Raw genomic sequence first — 18,814 nt, forward strand, 5'->3', positions numbered from 1 at the left:
GATCGGGGCCATGGCAAAGATCGTCGTCATCGGCGCAGGAATGAGCGGGCTCGCGGCGGCCTCCCGGTTGGCGACCCTCGGCCACCGGGTGACGGTCTGCGAGGCGAGCGGCACGTACGGGGGCATGGTCGGGCGGTACGAGCGCGACGGCTTCGCCTTCGACACCGGGCCCGGCCTGCTCACCCTCCCGGCCGTCTACCGCGACCTCGCGCTGAAGACCGGCAAGGAGCCGCTGGAGCAGCTGGTCGAGCTGGCCCCGGTCGACCCGGAGAGCCGGCACCTGTTCCCCGACGGCACCGCCGTCACCCTGCCCAACGCCTCGCGCGGCGGCGTCAGCCAGGCCCTGGACGCCGCCTTCGGCGCCGGAGCCGGCGCCCGCTGGAGCGAGGTGATGAACCACGGCCGGACGGTCTGGGAGGCCACCCGCCGCCCGCTGCTGGAGGAGCCGCGCCCGGTCGACTTCACCGCCCTCTCCCCCGCGGAGCGGGAGGCCCTGACGGCCGATCCGTACCCCGTGCCGCCGCGCACCGGACTGGCCCGGCTGCGCCGCCCCCGCCCGTGGAGCCTGGGCGACGTGGCCCGGTCGCAGCTCGGCGGCCACCCCGGCCTGACCGCCCTGCTGGGCGAGCCCGCGCTGCGGCACGGCATCTCGCCGAGCCTGGCGCCCGCCGGGGCCACCGTGCTGCCGTACATGGAGCAGTCCTTCGGCGTCTGGTACGTCCGGGGCGGCATGCGCGCCCTCGCCGACGCGGTGTACCGGCGCTGCGAGCTGCGCAAGGTCGAGTTCCGCTTCGAGACGCCCGTCACCCGGGTGGTCGTGGCGAACGGCCGGGCGGCCGGGGTCGAGACGGCGGACGGCCGGATCGACGCGGACCTGGTGGTCTCCGCGATCGACACCGACGTGCTGTTCGGCCGTGGCATCGCCGAGTGGCCGGGGCTGCCGGCCGACCAGTGGGAGCCGTTCGAGGTGCCCGGCCGGTTCAGCGTGCTGCTCGCGCTGCGCGGGCCCCGGCCCGAGGGCACGGTGCACCGGACGGTGGTGCACGCGGCCGACCCGGCCGCCGAGGCGAACGCCCTCACCCTCTCCGAACCGCCCTGCGAGCGCCCCACCGTGCAGGTGCTGCGCCCGGACGACCCGACGCTGCGCCCCGACGACGCGCACGAGAGCGTGGTGCTGACGGCGACCGTCCCGGCCCAGGAGGAGGACGTCGACTGGACCGCCCCCGGGTTCGCCGACCGCTACGCCGACCAGTTGCTCGCCCACGTCGACGCGGCTGGTCTGGGCCTGCGCGACCGGGTGCTCTGGCGGGTCGTGCGCACCCCGGAGGACACCCGCCGGGAGACCGGCGCGGTGTTCGGATCCGTCCCCCGCCCGGCCCTGGCCGGCTCCTCGGGCCAGTGGCTGCACGCGGCCAACGAGTCCGCCGTCCCCGGCCTCTACCTGGTCGGTGGCAACGCCCACCCCGGCGGCGGCCTCGCCCGCGTCGGCATGTCGGCCTGCATCACCGCCGGGCTGATCGGCCCGGCCTAGGATCCGTCGTCAGCCCTGGTGCCAGGTGTTCTGCTGCTGGTAGCCGTAGTTCTGGTCGTACATCGGCTGCTGCGGGATGCCCTGGACCTGGGGGTCCGGCTGGTCGGGCTGCGGCTGCCAGTGCTGCTGCTGTTGGGCGTTCGGGTCCCAGGGCTGCTGGGGCTGCTGGTGCTGGGGCTGCTGGTAGCCCGCGTACGGGTCCTGGGGCTGCTGCTGGTAGCCGCCGTACGGGTCCTGCTGCTGGTGCTGGGGGTAGCCGTCGTAGGGCTGCTGGTCGTAGGAGAAGGCGGGCTGCTGCTCGGTCTGCCACTGCTGCTGGTCGTAGCCGGCCTGGTAGGCGGCGGCGTACGGGTCCTGGGGCTGCTGCTGCGGCTGCTGCTCGTAGTACCCGGGGGCGTAGACGCCGTCCTGGGCGAGCTCGTGCATCTCGAAGGCGGCGGTCTGCTCGACCTCCGGCACCGCGTCGGGCATCGGCACCGGCACCGCGGCGGGGGCCGGGGCCGGGGTCTCCTCGACGGCGCTGACCTCGCCGACCCGCTCCTCGGCGGCGGCGACGGCCGCGACCGCGGCGGCGCCGCCGGTGAGGGCGCCGAGCAGCGGCACCTTGGCGAGCGGGCCGGGCAGGCTGCCGTCGGGCTTGCGCAGGGACCAGCCGGCCTGGTAGCCGCGCTTGACCGAGAGGGTGACGAAGGTCTGGCCGACCGCGAACAGCGCGGCGCCGGCCCCGATCACCACGACCGATCCGATGCTCATCCCGGCGGCCACCCCGAGGAAGCCCGCCAGGGCCAGGATCCGCCAGTGCAACGGCGCCCGGTTCTGGAACAGCACCTCCGCGAGCAGCCAGAGCGCCACCACCGCCAACGCGGCGCACAGCAGCAGGTATCCGATGCCCATCCGCCCGCTACCTCCAGTCGCGTGCCCGCGCGTGTCCACCGCGCGTGTGCGGCGACTGTACCGGTTCAACGGCCGGGGTACCGCATCGCGTTCCCGCCACCCCGAACGCGGCCCCGACCGCCGGCCGCACACGACCGAGCCCGCCACCGTCGCCACGGTGACGGGCTCGTGAACGGCCGGCGTCAGCGCCGGTGCAGCCCCAGGTTCTGGTAGATCTCCAGCGTCGCCGTCGAGTGGTTCAGCGTGATGAAGTGCAGACCGGGCGCGCCCTCGGCGAGCAGCCGTTCGGCCATCGCCGTGGCGTGCTCCATGCCGATGGCCCGCAGCGCCGCCGGGTCGTCGATGGCCGCCCGCAGCCGGGCCTCCAGGTCGACGGGGAAGGCCGATCCGCTGAGCTGCGGGAAGCGCTCCAGCTGCTTGGCGTTGGTGACCGGCATGATCTCCGGGATGATCGGCGTCTCGCAGCCGGCGGCCGTCACCCGGTCGCGCAGCCGCAGGTAGTCGTCCACCTCGAAGAACATCTGGGTGATCGCGTAGTCGGCCCCGGAGCGGATCTTCGCCACGAAGTGCCGGATGTCCTCGTCCCAGTCGGTCGAGCGCGGGTGCATGTTCGGCGAGGCCGCGACGCCGACGCAGAAGTCGCCGATGCCCTTGATCAGCTCCACCAGCTCGTACGCGTAGGTGACGCCGTCCGGGTGCTTGACCCATTCACCCATCGGGTCGCCGGGCGGGTCGCCGCGGACCGCGAGGACGTTGCGCACGCCCTGGTCGGCGTACTGGCCGATGATGTTGCGCAGCTCCGCGACCGAGTGGTCCACCGCGGTGAGGTGGGCGACCGGGGTCAGCGTGGTCTCGGTGGCGATCCGGCCGACCATGTTGACGGTGCGCTCGCGAGAGGAGCCCCCCGCGCCGTACGTCATGCAGACGAAGTTGGGGTCGAGCGGTTCGAGCCGGCGGATGGCGTCCCAGAGCTTCTGCTCGCCGACCTCGGTGCGCGGCGGCATGAACTCGAAGGAGAAGGAGCGCTTGCCGGCAGCCAGGAGTTCGCGCACCGTCAGTGCGCGATCCGTTCTCGTCGAAGCGATTCCGAGTGCCATGATGGAAGGCTATCGGGGGTTCGGAGGGGTCGGAGAGTCGATTCCAATTATTGAGACAACGGGTGGACGGCGTTCCGGTTCGCCCTGAATGACTCCAGGATGCCCCCCGGAGGTCTCCCCCGCCGCCACTCCGGCAGGGCCGCTCGCACATCCGTTCCCGGCCGCCCCGCTAGGCTTGCCGCACCCCAGAGAACCCGCGGAGCCCCATCGTGACCTCGCCCAGCACCCGGCCGGCCGACCCCAGCGCGACCAACCCCATGGACGCGGAGGACGTCCGCACCCGCGTCAACGCCGCGCTCGCCTCGTTCATGGACGAGCAGTCCGTGCTGCTCGGCAAGATCTCGCCCCAGCTGGTCCCCGCCGCCGACGCGCTGCGCGACTTCCTGCTGGACGGCGGCAAGCGGCTGCGCCCGGCCTTCTGCTACTGGGGCTGGCGCGGCGCCGGCGGCCCGGCCGGCGGCGCCACCGGCGAGGCGATCGCCAACGCGGCCGCCGCCCTGGAGCTGCTCCAGGCGAGCGCCCTGGTGCACGACGACCTGATGGACCGCAGCGACACCCGCCGCGGCCTGCCCTCCGTCCACCGCCGCTTCGAGGCGCTGCACCGCGACAGCGGCTGGCGCGGCGACCGCGAGCAGTACGGCACCTCGGCCGCGGTGCTGCTCGGCGACCTGCTGCTGATCTGGTGCGACGAGCTGTTCCTGCGCTCCGGTCTGGAGCCGGCCGCCGTGCTGGCCGCCAAGCCGGTGTTCGACCTGATGCGCACCGAGGTCATGGTCGGCCAGTACCTGGACGTGCTGGAGCCGGTGGCCGGCGACTCGACCGACGAGGGCGCGCTGGACCGCGCGCAGACCGTGCTGCACTACAAGTCGGCCAAGTACACCATCGAGCGGCCGCTCCAGGTCGGGGCGCTGCTGGCCGGCGCCGGGCCGGAGCTGGTCGAGGCGTACGGGGCGTTCGGGCTGCCGCTGGGCGAGGCCTTCCAGCTGCGCGACGACCTGCTCGGCGTCTTCGGGGACCCCGCCGTCACCGGCAAGCCGGCCGGGGACGACCTGCGCGAGGGCAAGCGCACCCTGCTGATCGCCCACGCGATGCGGGGCCTGTCGGCCGCCGACGCCCGACACCTGGACGAGCGGCTCGGCGCGCCGGACCTGGCCGGCCCGGAGGTCGCCGGGCTGCGCGAGCTGGTCGCCCGCAGCGGGGCTCCCGAGCTGGTGGAACGCCGGATCGACGAGCTGATGCGCCAGTCGCTGGCCGCGCTGGAGGCGGCGCCGCTGGCCGACGAGCAGGCCCGGACGGTGCTGCTGGCGCTGGCCGAGGCCGCCACCGTCCGCAAGTACTGACGGACGGCGACGGCCTGCGGTCCGGGGCAGCCGGTCAGGCCGCCGCGCGCACCCGGCGGGCGAGCTCGGCGGCGGCCGCCCGCGGGTCCTCCGCGGCGGTGATGGCCCGCACCACGACGATCCGGCGGGCACCGGCGGCCAGCACCTCGTCCAGGTTGCCGAGGTCGATCCCGCCGATCGCGAACCACGGCCGGTCGGTGGTCTGCTTCGCCGCGTACGAGACCAGGCCGAGGCCCGGCGCCGGGCGGCCCGGCTTGGTCGGGGTCGGCCAGACCGGGCCGGTGCAGAAGTAGTCCACGCCGGGCTCGGCGATCGCCGCGTCCACCTCGGACTCGGCGTGGCAGGACCGGCCGATCAGCACGTCCTCGCCGAGGATCGCCCGGGCGGCCGGCACCGGCAGGTCGTCCTGGCCCAGGTGCAGCACGTCCGGCCGGGCCGCGTGGGCGACGTCGGCGCGGTCGTTGACGGCCAGCAGCTTGCCGTGCCGGCGGCAGGCGTCGGCGAAGACCTCCAGGGCCGCCAGCTCCTGCTTGGCCTCCAGGCCCTTGTCGCGCAGCTGGACGATGTCCACCCCGCCCGCCAGCGCCGCGTCCAGGAACTCGGCGAGGTCGCCCTGCTCACGACGGGCGTCGGTGCACAGGTAGAGCCGGGCGTCGGCAAGCCCGGCGCGGGGGCCGGTCATCACAGCGCCATGGCCTGGGCGCGGCGCTTGACCTCGGTGGCCCGGTTCTCCCACAGCGCCTGGATCGGGCTGCCCGGCAGCGACTCGTCCTCGGTGAACATCCACTCGATGATCTCGTTGTCGGAGAAGCCGCTGTCCCGCAGCACGGTCAGCAGGCCGATCAGGTGCTTGACCGGGCCGTCGTCGTCGATGAACGCCGCCGGGACCTGAAGGGACTTGTTGGGACCGCGACGAACCGCGATCAGGTCACCCTTCTTGACCATGTTGCGGACCTCGGTGACCAGCACGCCCCACCGTTCGGAGATGTCGGGCAGGTACAGCCACTCGGGGACCAGGGCTTCAGTCTTGGCATTGATCTCACTCACGGCACCAGACTGCCACCTCGACGGCCCCCCGCGCACACGGCCCTACGCCGCGGCCGCCTTCAGGGGCACCGAAGGGTCGGCCGCGCGGGCCGGGTCCAGCACGGTGCCGGCCTCGATCAGCTTCCGTCCCTGGGCCAGGTCGCGCGGGCGGTCCACGGTCAGCAGCGCGCTCGGCACCCCGTCGCGCAGCCAGAGCACCGACCAGGCGGCGTCCTTCGGGCCGCCGCGCCAGAGCAGCTCGTCGCCCTCGGCGTGCCGGCCGGCGTACTGGACCATCCGCCCGAACTGCTCGGACCAGAAGTACGGCACCGGGTCGTACGCCGGGGCGTCCGCGCCCAGCAGGGTGGCGGCCGCGGCCTCGCCGGACTTCAGGGCGTGGTCCCAGTGCTGGACGGCCAGCCGGGCGCCGGCCCGGGCCGAGGGGTAGCTGACGCAGTCGCCGACCGCGAGGACGCCGGGCACGGAGGTGCGCAGCCGCCCGTCCACGACGACCGCGCCGGTCGCGTCCAGCTCGACACCGGTGCCGGCCAGCCAGCCGGTCGCGGGGCGGGCTCCGATGCCCACCACCACCTCGTCGGCGGGCAGGTGCGAGCCGTCCGCCAGCAGCACCGCGCCGGGCTCGACGGCGGCCACGCCGACGCCGCAGCGCAGGTCGACCCCGGCCTCGGCGTACCAGGCGGCCATCGCCGAACCGAGCTCCGTCGGCAGCGCGCCGGGCAGCGGCGCCGGGCCGGCCTCGACCACCGTCACCTCGCAGCCGGCCTCGCGGGCCGCGGTGGACACCTCGGCGCCGATCCAGCCCGCGCCGACCAGCACCAGCCGCAGCCCGGGGCGCAGCAGGGCGCGCAGCGCCAGGGCGTCGTCCACGGTGTGCAGCAGGTGCGCCCGCTCGGCGCCGGGCAGGGCGCGCGGGACGGCGCCGGTGGCGATCACCAGCGAGCCGTAGGGGAGGTCACCGGCGTCGGTGTGCAGCACGCCGGGGGTGAGGCCGGTGGCGCGGCGGCCGGTGAGCAGCTCGATGTCGAGCTGCTGGTAGTCGATGCCCAGGGTGGTGGAGTCGGCCTTGCCGAGCAGCACGTCCTTGGAGAGCGGCGGGCGGTCGTACGGCGCGTGCGGCTCCTCGCCGACCAGTGCGATCCGCCCCTCCCAGCCGCCCTGCCGCAGCTTGAGGGCGCACTGCGCCCCGGCCAGCCCGGCTCCGACAACGACCACCTGATCCGTCACGCTCAGCTCTGCCACGCCCGTCACTGTACTCAGCGGCACACGGGCGGTCGCTCCCCAGTCCACCCCTACGCCGGCGGCCTCCGGCCGGGAGCGCCGGACGAGGACGGGTCCGGGGCCTGGACGGGCCTTCGGGTGGGGCGGGGCCCGGCGTTAAGGTGGGAGCACCACACGGGAGCCCGGCGAACCGGGCTGAGAGGCGGGCTGACACGGCCCGCGACCGTCCGAACCTGATCCGGGTCATACCGGCGAAGGGAGAAGAGCAGCCTTGTCACGCTTGCCCTCAGGCAGCCACCCCGACGTCCTGGTGATCGGCGGGGGCATCATCGGCCTCGCCGTCGCCTGGCGCACCGCCCGGCGCGGGCTGCGGAACGTGATCGTGGTCGACCCCGAGCACGGCCACGGCGCCGCCGGGGTCGCGGCCGGGATGCTCGCCCCGGTCACCGAGCTCCAGTACGGCGAGGAGCCGCTGCTGCGCCTCGGCATGGCCTCCAACGAGCGGTACCAGGGCTTCGCCGCCGAGCTCACCGAGGCGAGCGGCGGCCTGGACACCGGTTACCGCCGCTGCGGCACGATCGCCGTCGCCCAGGACTCCGACGACCGCGCGGAGCTGCGCGAACTGCACGCCTTCCACCGGCGCCTCGGCCTGGACTCGACCTGGCTGACCGGCCGGGAGGCCCGCAAGCTGGAGCCGATGCTCGCCCCCGGTGTGCGTGGCGGCCTGCACGTCGCCGACGACCACCAGGTCGACCCGCGCCGTCTGCTGGTCGCCCTGTCCGCCGCCTGCGAGCGCGCGGGCGTCCTGCTCCACCGCGCCGAGGCCGTCGAGCTGCTGGTCGAGGACGGCCGGGCGACCGGCGCCCGGCTTAGCACCGGCGAGACCGTGAGCGCCGGGCAGGTCCTCCTCGCCGCCGGCCCGCACAGCCACCGGCTGCCCGGACTGCCGGAGGGCGTGCTGCCCGCGATCCGTCCGGTGAAGGGCCAGATCCTGCGGCTGCGCGTGCCGGACGCCTACCGGCCGTTCCTGTCCCGCAACGTCCGCGCGGTCGTCCGCGGCCGGCACCTGTACGTCGTTCCGCGCGAGAACGGCGAGCTGGTGGTCGGCGCGACCACCGAGGAGCAGGGCTACGACACCACCGTCACCGCCGGAGGGGTTTACGAACTCCTGCGTGACGCCCACGAGTTGATCCCGGGCATCACCGAACTCCCGCTGGTGGAGACCGCGGCGGGCCTGCGCCCCGGCTCGCCGGACAACGCCCCGCTCCTGGGCCCGACTTCACTGCCCGGCCTGGTCGCCGCCACCGGCCACTACCGCAACGGCGTGCTGCTCACCCCGGTGACCGCCGACCTGCTCTCCGAGTACCTGACCACCGGCGAACTCCCGGATCCGGCACAGCCGTTCACCCCCACCCGGTTCTCCCCCGCCCGCCTCAGCACGAAGGCCTCCGCATGACCGAGATCGCCCTGAACGAGATCACCCTGACCGTCAACGGCGAGCCCCGCCGGGTGCCCGCCGCGACCACCCTCGCCGAGCTGGTGGCCACCGTCAGCGCCGCCCCCACCGGTGTCGCCGCCGCCCTCAACGAGGCCGTGGTGCCGCGCAGTTCATGGTCCGGGACGGCGCTGAGCGCCGGCGACCGGATCGAGATCCTCACCGCCGTCCAGGGAGGCTGAACCATGGCCGACGACCTCCTCACCATCGCCGGGACGACCTTCTCCTCCCGGCTGATCATGGGCACCGGCGGCGCCCCCAGCCTGGAGGTCCTGGAGCGCGCCCTGCTCGCCTCCGGCACCGAGCTGACCACGGTCGCGATGCGCCGGGTCGACGCCTCCACCCAGGGCTCCGTCCTGGACGTGCTGACCCGCAACGGCATCCGCGTGCTGCCCAACACGGCCGGCTGCTTCACCGCCGGCGAGGCCGTACTGACCGCCCGGCTGGCCCGCGAGGCGCTCGGCACCGACTGGGTGAAGCTGGAGGTGATCGCCGACGAGCGCACCCTGCTGCCGGACCCGATCGAGCTGCTGGACGCCGCCGAGACCCTGGTCGACGACGGCTTCACCGTGCTGCCGTACACCAATGACGACCCGGTGCTGGCGCGCAAGCTGGAGGACGTCGGCTGCGCGGCCATCATGCCGCTGGGCTCGCCGATCGGTTCGGGCCTGGGCATCCGCAACCCGCACAACTTCCAGCTGATCGTGGAGAGCGCGGGCGTCCCGGTGGTGCTGGACGCGGGCGCCGGCACCGCCTCCGACGTCGCGCTGGCGATGGAGCTGGGCTGCTCCGCGGTGATGCTCGCCTCCGCGGTGACCCGCGCTCAGGACCCGGTGCTGATGGCCGAGGCGATGCGGCACGCCGCCGAGGCGGGCCGCCTCGCCCACCGGGCCGGCCGCATCCCGCGCCGCTTCCACGCCGAGGCCTCCTCCGCGATGGCCGGCCGCGCCGACCTGGACACCCGGGAGCACCCCGCGTTCTGACCCCGGGCCCGTGTCACAAGCCGGGCACAGCCGGGCCCGGAGGCGGTGTCCTCCGGGCCCGGCCCGGCGCTTCGCCACTACAATCGCCCAGGTGGACATGGCACTGCACGACCCCCTGATCGGTTCCCTGCTCGACAACCGGTACCGGGTCGAGCAGCGGATCGCGACCGGCGGGATGTCCACCGTCTACAAGGGCACCGACACCCGCCTGGACCGGGTGGTCGCGCTCAAGGTGATGCATCCCTCACTGGCCGGCGACGAGGGCTTCACCGCCCGCTTCATCCGCGAGGCCAAGGCCGTCGCCAAGCTCACCCACCCCAACGTGGTCAACGTCTTCGACCAGGGCGCCGACGGCGGCCATGTCTTCCTGGCCATGGAGTACGTGCCCGGCCGCACCCTGCGCGACCTGCTGCGCGACCGCGGCGCGCTGTCCGTCCGGGCCGCGCTGGACGTGCTGGAGCCGGTGCTCGCCGCGCTCGGCGCCGCCCACCGGGCCGGGCTGGTGCACCGCGACGTCAAGCCGGAGAACGTGCTGATCACCGAGGGCGGCCTGGTCAAGGTCGCCGACTTCGGCCTGGTCCGGGTGCTCGGCGCCGGCGACGGCGCGCCCACCTCGACCACCACCGCCACCGGCGGCACGGTCATGGGCACCGTCTCCTACCTGGCTCCCGAGCAGATCCTCCCGGACGCCCCCACCGACCAGCGGGTGGACGTCTACGCGGCCGGCATCCTGCTGTACGAGATGCTCACCGGCCACCGCCCGCACACCGGCGACAACCCCGTCCAGGTCATGTACAAGCACCTGCACGAGGACGTCCCGGCCCCCTCGCTGGTCGCCCCCGCCGTCGCCCCCGCGCTGGACGCGATCGTGGCCGGCGCCTGCGCCCGAGCCGCCGACGCCCGCCCGTACGACGCGGTGGAGCTGCTCGCCGCCCTCCAGCGGGTGCGCCGCACCCTCACCCCGGCCGAGCTGGACGCCGAACCGCCGGCCTCCACCCGGCCCAGCCCGCGCTACCCGACCAGCGAGCCGACCTCGGTGATCCAGCCGCTGCCGCGGCCCGCCGAGGCCCCGCCGACGGAGCGCACCAGCGTCCTGGACATGCCGCCGGAGCTGATGGACCAGCTGCTCACCGAGCCCCGCCCGTACGACGAGCCGGCCCCGGTGCGCCGGCGCCGGCCGAACCCGCTGCGCCGCCTCCCGCGCAAGCCGCTGATCTGGACGGCCGCGGCGACCGCCCTGGTGCTGACGATCGGCGGCGTCACCTACGGGATCTCCGAGGGGCTGTACGGCTCGGTGCCCAGCGTGCTCGGCGTGGACCGGGCGCAGGCGCAGCGGGTCCTGGACCAGCAGGGCCTGCACGGGAAGTTCGTCGAGGCGTTCAGCGAGTCCGTCCCGGCCGGCCAGGTGATCTCCTCCGACCCCGGGGTGGGCGCGCGCACCCGCAAGAGCGACAGCGTGACCGTCACCGTCTCCAAGGGCCCCAAGCGGATCGCGGTGCCGGACCTGGTCGGCAAGAGCGCCGCCGACGCCGCCACGGCGCTGGCCGGCGCCCAGCTGACCAAGGGCGGCGTGACCGAGACCTACGACGACACGGTGCCCGAGGGCTCGGTGATCAGCACCTCGCCCGCGGCCGGGCAGCTGTTGCAGGAGAACAGCTCGGTCTCGCTGGTGGTCAGCAAGGGCATGGTAGCCGTCCCGAACGTCACCGGGATGAGCAAGGACGAGGCGCAGAAGACGCTCCAGGCGGCCGGCTTCATCATGCAGACCAGCGGCTGGGACGTGTTCGGCGCGGTGACCTCCTCCGGCCAGTCGCCGGCGGCGGGCGAGCGGCGGCCGCAGCGCACCGTGGTGACCGTGAAGTTCTCGCTGTTCTAGAAGCTCCGGCCGGGCCCGGTCAGCGCAGCGGCCCGTCGCCGGGCTCCTCCTGGTAGGAGTAGCGCTGCTCGCGCCAGGGGTCGGCGAGGTTGTGGTAGCCGCGCTCCTCCCAGAAGCCGCGCCGGTCGGCCCGCATGTACTCCACCGCGCGCACCCACTTGGGGCCCTTCCAGGCGTACAGCCGCGGCACCACCAGCCGGACGGGGAAGCCGTGCTCGGCGGTGAGCGCCTCGCCGTTGCGGTGGGTGGCGAGCAGGGTGTGCGGGTCGGCGAAGTCGGCGAGCCGCAGGTTGGCGCTGTAGCCGTACTCGGCCCAGACCATGACGTGGGTGACGCCGGGCGCCGGGGGCACCAGGTCGAGTACGGCGGCGCCGGGCACGCCCGTCCACTCGTTGCCGAGCACGGAGAACTTGGTCACGCAGTGCAGGTCCGCGACGACGGTGGTGCGCGGCAGGGCGTTGAAGGCCTCGAAGTCCCAGCTGTGCTTCTCCGCCGAGGCGGTGGCGCCGAACACCTGGAGGTCCCAGGTCAGCGGCTTGAAGCGGGGCACCGGCCCGTAGTGCAGGGCGGGCCAGCCGCGCTGTGCGCGCTGGCCCGGCGGGAGCCTCGGGTCAGACGGCGGAAGCGGTTCGTGTTTCGACTGACCCATGAATCCATGGTGACAGACGGCGGACGGGCCCCGGTGCGCGCCCCTTTCGCGAATCCACGCCCCACCCAAACGGGACATTCCGACACATGTCCTAGTGAGTGTGAACTTACTGGAATTTCCGCCCGAACCGGTGCCAGGATGCCCAGCGCAGGACCCACGGCCGGACGAGCGCAGGAGGCACCACCATGCAGGGCGATCCCGAGGTCATCGAGTTCCTCAACGAGCAGCTCACCGCCGAGCTGACCGCGATCAACCAGTACTTCCTGCACGCCAAGATGCAGGAGAACTTCGGCTGGACGAAGCTCGCCAAGTACACCCGGCACGAGTCCTTCGACGAGATGAAGCACGCCGAGACCCTCACCGACCGGATCCTGTTCCTGGACGGGCTGCCCAACTACCAGCGCCTGTTCCACGTCCGGATCGGCCAGACGGTCAAGGAGATGTTCGAGGCGGACCGCCAGATCGAGGTCGAGGCGATCGACCGGCTCAAGCGCGGGATCGTGGTGATGCGGGCCAAGAACGACGTCACCTCGGCGAACATCTTCGAGGACATCCTGGCCGACGAGGAGCACCACATCGACTACCTCGACACCCAGCTGGAACTGCTGGAGAAGCTCGGCGAGCCGCTCTACCTCGCCCAGGTCATCGAGCAGCCGGACTCCTGAGGGCCAGGGCGGCTCAGGCCGCCCGCAGCGGGATCACCGGCGCGGGCGCCGGAACCGGGAGGACGGGCGCCGAAACCGGGACGGCGGGCGCCACCGGCGCCTCCGGCTCCGCGAGGCCGAGCTTCGCGGCCAGCCGGGCGGTCGGGCAGGGCCGGGCGCCGTGCTCGCCGAGCAGCCCCTGGATCCGGCGCACGCAGGACCCGCAGTCGGTGCCGGCCTTGCAGCCCTTGGCGATCTGGCGCGGAGTGCTGGCACCGCCGTCGATCGCCTGCTTCACCTGGTCCTCGGTGACCGCATGGCACATGCACACGTACATCGAGGACTCTCCCGGGGGTGAAGCGGAGTGGATCTTGACTAAGGCTTGCCTTAGTTCACTAAGCCTCACCTTACCTGGCGATCCGGGCACGAAGAAGCCCCTCCGGGTTCGGGAACCCCGAATCCGGAGGGGCCTTCGTCACATTCGGCGCTACCCGGGGATCACTGCCCCCGGTACATCTCCGCCACCAGGAACGCCAGGTCCAGCGACTGGCTGCGGTTGAGGCGCGGGTCGCACGCCGTCTCGTAGCGCTGGTGGAGGTCGTCCACCAGGACCTCGTCGCCACCGCCGACACACTCGGTGACGTCGTCGCCGGTCAGCTCCATGTGGATGCCGCCCGGGTGGGTGCCGAGCGCGCGGTGCACCTCGAAGAAGCCCTTGACCTCGTCCAGGACGTCGTCGAAGCGGCGGGTCTTGTGCCCACTGGACGCCTCGAAGGTGTTGCCGTGCATCGGGTCGCAGATCCACACCGGCTTGGCGCCGGAGGCGGTGACCTTCTCCACCAGGGTGGGCAGGTGGTCGCGGATCTTGCCCGCACCCATCCGGGTGATGAAGGTCAGGCGGCCGGGCTCGCGCTCCGGGTCCAGCTTCTCGATCAGGGCGAGCGCGTCGTCCACCGTGGTGGTCGGGCCGAGCTTGACGCCGATCGGGTTGCGGATCTTGGAGGCGAACTCGATGTGCGCGTGGTCCAGCTGCCGGGTGCGCTCACCGATCCACACCATGTGGCCGGAGACGTCGTACAGCTCTCCGGTGCGCGAGTCCACGCGGGTCAGCGCGGTCTCGTAGTCGAGGATCAGCGCCTCGTGCGAGGAGAAGAACTCGACCGCCTTGAACTCCTCCGGCTCCACGCCGCAGGCGCTCATGAACGCCAGGGCGTTGTCGATCTCCCGGGCGAGCTGCTCGTAGCGCTGGCCGGCCGGCGAGTTGCGGACGAAGTCCTGGTTCCAGGCGTGCACCTGGCGCAGGTCCGCGTAACCACCGGTGGTGAACGCGCGCACCAGGTTGAGCGTCGCGGCGGACGCGTTGTACATCCGCTTCAGGCGCTCCGGGTCCGGGTTGCGGGACTCGGGGGTGAACTCGAAGCCGTTCACCGAGTCGCCGCGGTAGACCGGCAGGGTCACGCCGTCGCGGGTCTCGGTCGACTTGGAGCGCGGCTTGGAGTACTGGCCGGCGATGCGGCCGACCTTCACCACCGGCACCGAGGCCGCGTACGTCAGTACGGCGGCCATCTGGAGCAGCGTCTTCAGCTTGTTGCGGATGTGCTCCGCCGAGACTCCGTCGAAGGCCTCGGCACAGTCACCACCCTGGAGGAGGAAGGCCTCCCCGCGCGCCACGGCACCGAGCCGGGCGCGCAGCTGGTCACACTCGCCGGCGAAGACGAGGGGCGGATAGGAGGCGAGCTCCGCAAGGGTCTTGCGCAGAGCCTCTTGGTCCGGCCATTCAGGCTGCTGCGCCGCGGGCAGGGACTGCCAGGAATGGGCAGTCCGCGATGTCTCAGTCGTAGCGGTCACACCGCCAAGGCTACGGGGTGACAGGAGTGGCACGTGACTACTGACCGAGGAATGAGACACATCTCGGACAAAAGCCCGACCGTCCTCACCCCCCGCACCGCATCCGCTACGCTCGCACCATGCACGCGTCCCACACCCACTCCTGGTGGTGGTCCTCCCCCAAGGGTGGCCCACAGTTGACGCGTTCCTAGACGAACACGACGGCCGCCCCTCGGGGCGGCCGTCGGCATCTGAGCAGACGGCCCTCCGGGAGCGGACCTCGCACCGCCTTCACCAGTCCACCCGGAAGGATGCCGATTCCCGTGACCGCCGCCGCCACCCTGCTCGCCCGCCTCACCGCCCCCGACGCCCCCGCCTTCGCCCTGCTGCACCGCCGCACCCCGCGGCTCAGCCCGGACACCGTCGAGGTGCTGCTGGGCACCGTCGACAGCTACGAGCACCTCGCCGACCTGCCCGTCCGCAGCGGCGCGCCGGCCGGCGGCAGCCCGGTGCACGACCTGCTCGCGCTCGTCCCGTACCGCCAGATCCGCGAGCGGGGCTTCGAGGCGCACGACGACGGGACCCCGCTGCAGGCCCTCTCGGTGACCGGGCAGTACACCCTGCCACTGGCCGAACTCACCTCCGCCCTACCGGAGTTGCCGGTCTCACTGACAGGCGGCGGGTTCGACGTGGACGACGACGCGTACGCGGAGATCGTCCGCCGGGTGATCCGGGACGAGATCGGCAACGGCGAGGGCGCCAACTTCGTGATCCGGCGCGACTTCCACGCGACGCTCGAAGACTGCTCCACCGAGCTGGCGCTGACCCTGTTCGGCCGGCTGCTGGAGCAGGAGCGCGGCGCGTACTGGACCTTCCTGGTGCACACCGGGGAAAGGGTCCTGGTCGGCGCCTCCCCCGAGGTGCACGTCCGGCAGAGCGGCGGCACCGTCGTGATGAACCCGATCTCCGGCACCTACCGCTATCCGGCCGGCGGCTCCGACCTCGACTCGCTGCTCCGATTCCTGCACGACCCCAAGGAGTTGGAGGAGCTCACCATGGTCGTGGACGAGGAGCTCAAGATGATGTGCACCGTCGGCGACCTCGGCGGCCAGGTGCTCGGGCCCCGGCTCAAGGAGATGTCCCACCTCGCCCACACCGAGTACGAGCTGCGCGGGCGCACCTCGCTGGACGTCCGCGAGGTGCTCCGCGAGACGATGTTCGCCGCGACCGTCACGGGCAGCCCGGTCGAGAACGCCACCCGGGTGATCAAGCGGTACGAGCCCGCCGGGCGCGGCTACTACTCCGGCGCGCTCGCCCTGATCGGCCGCTCCGCCAGCGGCGGGCAGCTGCTGGACTCGCCGATCTGCATCCGCACCGCCGACATCGACCCGGCCACCGGCCGGCTGGTCGTCCGGGTCGGCGCCACCCTGGTGCGCCACTCCGTCCCCGAGTCCGAGGTCGCCGAGACCCACGCCAAGGCCGCCGGGGTGCTCACCGCGATCGGTGCCCGGCCCGCGCCCGCCCGGCTGCCCCACCCGGTCGGGCCCCGGCTCGCCGACGACCACCGGGTCCAGGCCGCCCTGGACGCCCGCCGGGCCGACCTCGCGCCGTTCTGGCTGCGGATGCAGCAGCCGGCCGAGATCACCGAGGCCGAGCCGGCCCTGGTGGTGGACGGCGAGGACACCTTCACCTCGATGCTCTCCCACCTGCTCGGCTCGCTCGGCCACCGGGTGACGGTCGTCCGCTACGACGAGCCGGGGCTGCGCGAGCGGGTCGCGGAGCACCGGGGCGCCCTGGTGCTCGGCCCCGGCCCGGGCGACCCGGCGCTCGCCGACGACCCCAAGATGGCGGTGCTGCGGCCGATCGTCGCGGACGCGCTGGCCGCCGTCCGCTCCGGCGCCCGCACCTCGCCGGTGCTCGCGGTCTGCCTGAGCCACCAGCTGCTGGCCGCCGAACTCGGGCTCGCGCTGGGCCGCAAGGCCGTCCCGTACCAGGGTGCGCAGGAGCGCATCGACCTGTTCGGCAGCCGGCGGACGGTCGGCTTCTACAACACCTTCACCGCGCGCTGCTCGGAGCAGGACGCCGCGCGGCTCGCCGCCGAGGGCGTCGAGGTCTCCCGGGACGCCGTCACCGGCGATGTGCACGCGCTGCGCGGGCACGGCTTCGCCGGGCTCCAGTTCCACCCGGAGTCGGTGCTCACCCGGAACGGGGTGGACATCGTGGCGGGCCTGCTGCGCGAGGCGGCGGCCGCACTGCGCTGAACGATCGGGCCGGGGCGCGGCGCGGCCACGCCCCCGGCCGGTCCTCAGATCTCGTCGTCCAGGCCCTGCTCGATCGCGTACCGGACCAGCTCCACCCGGTTGTGCAGCTGGAGCTTGCCGAGCGTGTTCTGCACGTGGTTCTGCACCGTCCGGTGCGACAGCACCAGCCGGTCGGCGATCTGCCGGTAGGACAGCCCCTTGGCCACCAGCCGCAGCACCTCCGTCTCCCGGGCGGTCAGCTGCGGGGCGGCCGGCGCCGAGGCCGGGGCCGGCTCGGCGGCCAGCCGGCGGAACTCGCCGAGCACCAGGCCCGCCAGGCCGGGGGTGAACACCGCGTCGCCGACGGCCGTACGGCGCACCGCGTCCAACAGCTCCTCCCGCCCGGCCGACTTCAGCAGGTAGCCGGTCGCGCCGGACTTCACCGCTTCCAGCACGTCCTGGTGCTCGCCGCTGGCCGACAGCACCAGCACCCGCACCCCCGGGTCGTGCGCGACCACTTGGCGGCACACCTCGGCGCCGGGCAGACCGGGCAGGTTGAGGTCCAGCACCACCACCTGCGGGGTGCAGGCGCGGGCCCGGCGGACGGCCTCCTCGCCGTCGCCGGCGGTGGCCACCACGTCCAACCCCGCCTCGGCGAGGTCGCGCGAGACGGCGTCCCGCCACATCGGGTGGTCGTCCACCACCATCACCCGCACCGGCCGGTCGGCGGTCGGCTGATCGGTCATCAAGAGCTCTCCCTCGGGACGCGCAGTTCGACCTCGACGCCCTCGCCGGGCGTCGAGTACAGCTCGGCCGTGCCGCCGAGGTCCAGCAGCCGGCCGCGGATGGACTGGGAGACGCCGAGCCGTCCGGCCTGTTCCGCCTCGCCGAGCCGGCCGGGCGCGAAGCCGGGGCCGTCGTCACGGATGCTGACCGTGACGGCCTCCGGCTCGTCCTCGACCAGGATCCAGGCCCGGGCCCGCTCCCCCGCGTGCTTGCGCACGTTGTCGACGGCTGCGCCGACCGCCGCGGCCAGCTCGCCCGCCGCCGGGCCGGGCAGCAGCACCGGGGTGCCGGGGGCGGAGAGCGTGATCCGCTCGTCCGCGTACGGGCGCAGCAGCGCGGTGAGGTCGCTCGGCGCGTGCGGGTCCGCCGGCTCGGCGGCGTCCGGTCCGGCGTTGCGCTGGGCCGGCAGCGGACCGCCCGTCATCAGGGCCCGCAGCGCCCGCTCCTGTTCCCCCGCCAGCCGGCCCAGCTCGGCGAAGTCCGCGCCGCCGCCCGCTTCCCGGCTCAGCTCGGCGCCGCGCCGCTGGACCAGGGCGAGCACCTGGAGCACGCCGTCGTGGATGTCCCGGGAGAGCCGCTCGCGCTCCCGGGTGGCCGCCTCGACCTGGAGCGCCCGGGTGAGGGTGGCCTCGCTGGCCCGGGCCAGCTCGATCACGTAGCCGATCGCGCACCCGGCCACCAGCAGCAGCACGATGTTGTGGATGTTGTCGCCGGTCGGCCCGCCGTGGCCGAGGATGTTGGCGACGCCGATCACCGAGCCCGCGGCCGCCGCCGGGCGCCAGCCGGCCTTCGCGGCGTAGCCGAGCACCGTGCCGGCGGCCCAGATGGTCGGCAGGGTGGGCGCGCCGTGGCTGATCCGGGCCGGGGAGTCGGTCAGGCCGCTCAGCACGATGCCGGTGACGGCGAGGGCGAGGTCGGCGCCCAGGACGTACCGGGTGCAGCGCTGCGGGTCGGCGAAGGCCCGGGTGCTGGCCAGGGTCCAGAGGGTCAGCGCCCCCATGAAGATCCAGCCGGCCACCGGGTGCAGGAAGTGCAGGTACGAGTTGAAATAGCGCAGCAGGGCGTAGCACAGGGCCAGCACCCGGAAGTAGGAGATCGCCCGCCACAGCGGGAGCTCGACGGACATCCCGCCGGCCGCCACCGTGCCGCCGACCGCGCCGGCTCTGCCGCCGCCCTCGGTCATCCGC

Annotated in this window: 18 protein-coding genes and 1 riboswitch; of the genes, 8 read left to right on the top strand and 10 right to left on the bottom strand. The window is 73.7% G+C overall.

All coding sequences use genetic code 11. The features are described 5' to 3' along the window. The first annotated feature begins 10 nt into the window (after positions 1 to 10). Entirely contained in the window at positions 11 to 1,531 is a 1,521-nt protein-coding gene (locus tag QWJ13_RS05125; protein ID WP_316520786.1) for a phytoene desaturase family protein, read from the top strand. Positions 1,532 to 1,540: 9 nt separating this feature from the next. Here the strand turns inward: QWJ13_RS05125 and QWJ13_RS05130 are convergent, their stop codons facing one another. Together QWJ13_RS05130 and metF are read right to left on the bottom strand one after the other, a co-directional pair. Beyond that, entirely contained in the window at positions 1,541 to 2,425 is an 885-nt protein-coding gene (locus QWJ13_RS05130; protein ID WP_316520788.1) for a hypothetical protein, read from the bottom strand. Between the two features lie 182 nt (positions 2,426 to 2,607). Further along, positions 2,608 to 3,522: a methylenetetrahydrofolate reductase [NAD(P)H] gene (gene metF, locus QWJ13_RS05135; protein WP_316520791.1), complete on the bottom strand. Its 915-nt coding sequence runs from the start codon at positions 3,520 to 3,522 to the stop codon at positions 2,608 to 2,610. A gap of 209 nt (positions 3,523 to 3,731) precedes the next feature. On the opposite strand from metF, the gene QWJ13_RS05140 reads away from it, so the two are divergent. Beyond that, positions 3,732 to 4,862 carry a polyprenyl synthetase family protein gene (locus QWJ13_RS05140; protein ID WP_316520792.1) on the top strand — a complete coding sequence of 377 codons (1,131 nt, stop codon included), beginning with the start codon at positions 3,732 to 3,734 and terminating at the stop codon, positions 4,860 to 4,862. Positions 4,863 to 4,896: 34 nt separating this feature from the next. Here the strand turns inward: QWJ13_RS05140 and thiE are convergent, their stop codons facing one another. From thiE to QWJ13_RS05155, 3 genes are read right to left on the bottom strand one after another with little or no spacing between them, the layout of a single operon-like run. Then, positions 4,897 to 5,544 (bottom strand): thiamine phosphate synthase, encoded by a 648-nt coding sequence (gene thiE / locus QWJ13_RS05145; protein ID WP_316520794.1) that lies wholly within the window; start codon positions 5,542 to 5,544, stop codon positions 4,897 to 4,899. Continuing rightward, positions 5,544 to 5,909 carry an Rv2175c family DNA-binding protein gene (locus QWJ13_RS05150; protein ID WP_316520795.1) on the bottom strand — a complete coding sequence of 122 codons (366 nt, stop codon included), beginning with the start codon at positions 5,907 to 5,909 and terminating at the stop codon, positions 5,544 to 5,546. Before QWJ13_RS05150 ends, thiE begins: the two co-directional genes overlap by 1 nt. Before the next feature lie 42 nt (positions 5,910 to 5,951). After that, the gene (locus tag QWJ13_RS05155) at positions 5,952 to 7,157 is read right to left on the bottom strand and encodes an NAD(P)/FAD-dependent oxidoreductase (RefSeq protein ID WP_316521676.1); all 1,206 of its coding nucleotides are present in this window, start codon (positions 7,155 to 7,157) and stop codon (positions 5,952 to 5,954) included. 134 nt (positions 7,158 to 7,291) lie between these two features. Beyond that, positions 7,292 to 7,404, top strand: a riboswitch (TPP riboswitch). A 3-nt stretch (positions 7,405 to 7,407) separates the two neighbouring features. Here QWJ13_RS05155 and thiO point away from each other — a divergent pair. From thiO to pknB, 4 genes are all read left to right on the top strand, one after another. Further along, on the top strand, positions 7,408 to 8,583 hold the full coding sequence (gene thiO / locus QWJ13_RS05160; RefSeq protein WP_316520796.1) for a glycine oxidase ThiO: 1,176 nt from the start codon (positions 7,408 to 7,410) through the stop codon (positions 8,581 to 8,583). Then, positions 8,580 to 8,804 carry a sulfur carrier protein ThiS gene (thiS, locus tag QWJ13_RS05165; protein WP_316520799.1) on the top strand — a complete coding sequence of 75 codons (225 nt, stop codon included), beginning with the start codon at positions 8,580 to 8,582 and terminating at the stop codon, positions 8,802 to 8,804. Before thiO ends, thiS begins: the two co-directional genes overlap by 4 nt. Before the next feature lie 3 nt (positions 8,805 to 8,807). Continuing rightward, entirely contained in the window at positions 8,808 to 9,605 is a 798-nt protein-coding gene (locus QWJ13_RS05170) for a thiazole synthase (RefSeq protein ID WP_316520800.1), read from the top strand. Positions 9,606 to 9,702: 97 nt separating this feature from the next. Continuing rightward, positions 9,703 to 11,481, top strand: a complete 1,779-nt coding sequence (gene pknB, locus QWJ13_RS05175; protein ID WP_316521679.1) for a Stk1 family PASTA domain-containing Ser/Thr kinase — start codon at positions 9,703 to 9,705, stop codon at positions 11,479 to 11,481. Between the two features lie 19 nt (positions 11,482 to 11,500). Here the strand turns inward: pknB and QWJ13_RS05180 are convergent, their stop codons facing one another. Next, a complete protein-coding gene (locus tag QWJ13_RS05180; protein WP_316520802.1) occupies positions 11,501 to 12,130 on the bottom strand; it encodes a molybdopterin-dependent oxidoreductase in 630 nt (209 codons plus the stop codon). Between the two features lie 185 nt (positions 12,131 to 12,315). Here QWJ13_RS05180 and bfr point away from each other — a divergent pair, with 185 nt between their 5' ends. Then, on the top strand, positions 12,316 to 12,795 hold the full coding sequence (gene bfr / locus QWJ13_RS05185; RefSeq protein WP_316520803.1) for a bacterioferritin: 480 nt from the start codon (positions 12,316 to 12,318) through the stop codon (positions 12,793 to 12,795). 13 nt (positions 12,796 to 12,808) lie between these two features. Here the strand turns inward: bfr and QWJ13_RS05190 are convergent, their stop codons facing one another. Then, complete coding sequence (locus tag QWJ13_RS05190) at positions 12,809 to 13,111, bottom strand: (2Fe-2S)-binding protein (protein ID WP_316520805.1); 303 nt, start codon at positions 13,109 to 13,111, stop codon at positions 12,809 to 12,811. A 161-nt stretch (positions 13,112 to 13,272) separates the two neighbouring features. Beyond that, positions 13,273 to 14,622: a class II 3-deoxy-7-phosphoheptulonate synthase gene (locus tag QWJ13_RS05195; protein WP_316520807.1), complete on the bottom strand. Its 1,350-nt coding sequence runs from the start codon at positions 14,620 to 14,622 to the stop codon at positions 13,273 to 13,275. Between the two features lie 290 nt (positions 14,623 to 14,912). Between QWJ13_RS05195 and QWJ13_RS05200 the strand changes: the two genes are divergently transcribed. Then, positions 14,913 to 16,862 (top strand): anthranilate synthase family protein, encoded by a 1,950-nt coding sequence (locus QWJ13_RS05200; RefSeq protein ID WP_316520808.1) that lies wholly within the window; start codon positions 14,913 to 14,915, stop codon positions 16,860 to 16,862. A 44-nt stretch (positions 16,863 to 16,906) separates the two neighbouring features. Here QWJ13_RS05200 and QWJ13_RS05205 read toward each other — a convergent pair whose 3' ends face one another. Together QWJ13_RS05205 and macS are read right to left on the bottom strand one after the other, a co-directional pair. Continuing rightward, positions 16,907 to 17,587: a response regulator gene (locus QWJ13_RS05205; protein WP_316520809.1), complete on the bottom strand. Its 681-nt coding sequence runs from the start codon at positions 17,585 to 17,587 to the stop codon at positions 16,907 to 16,909. After that, a complete protein-coding gene (gene macS / locus QWJ13_RS05210) occupies positions 17,587 to 18,810 on the bottom strand; it encodes a MacS family sensor histidine kinase (RefSeq protein WP_432277429.1) in 1,224 nt (407 codons plus the stop codon). The genes QWJ13_RS05205 and macS overlap by 1 nt, the downstream gene beginning before the upstream one ends. Positions 18,811 to 18,814: the final 4 nt, after the last annotated feature.

The sequence above is a fragment of the Kitasatospora brasiliensis genome (assembly GCF_032654805.1).
In the GTDB taxonomy this organism is placed as follows: domain Bacteria; phylum Actinomycetota; class Actinomycetes; order Streptomycetales; family Streptomycetaceae; genus Kitasatospora; species Kitasatospora brasiliensis.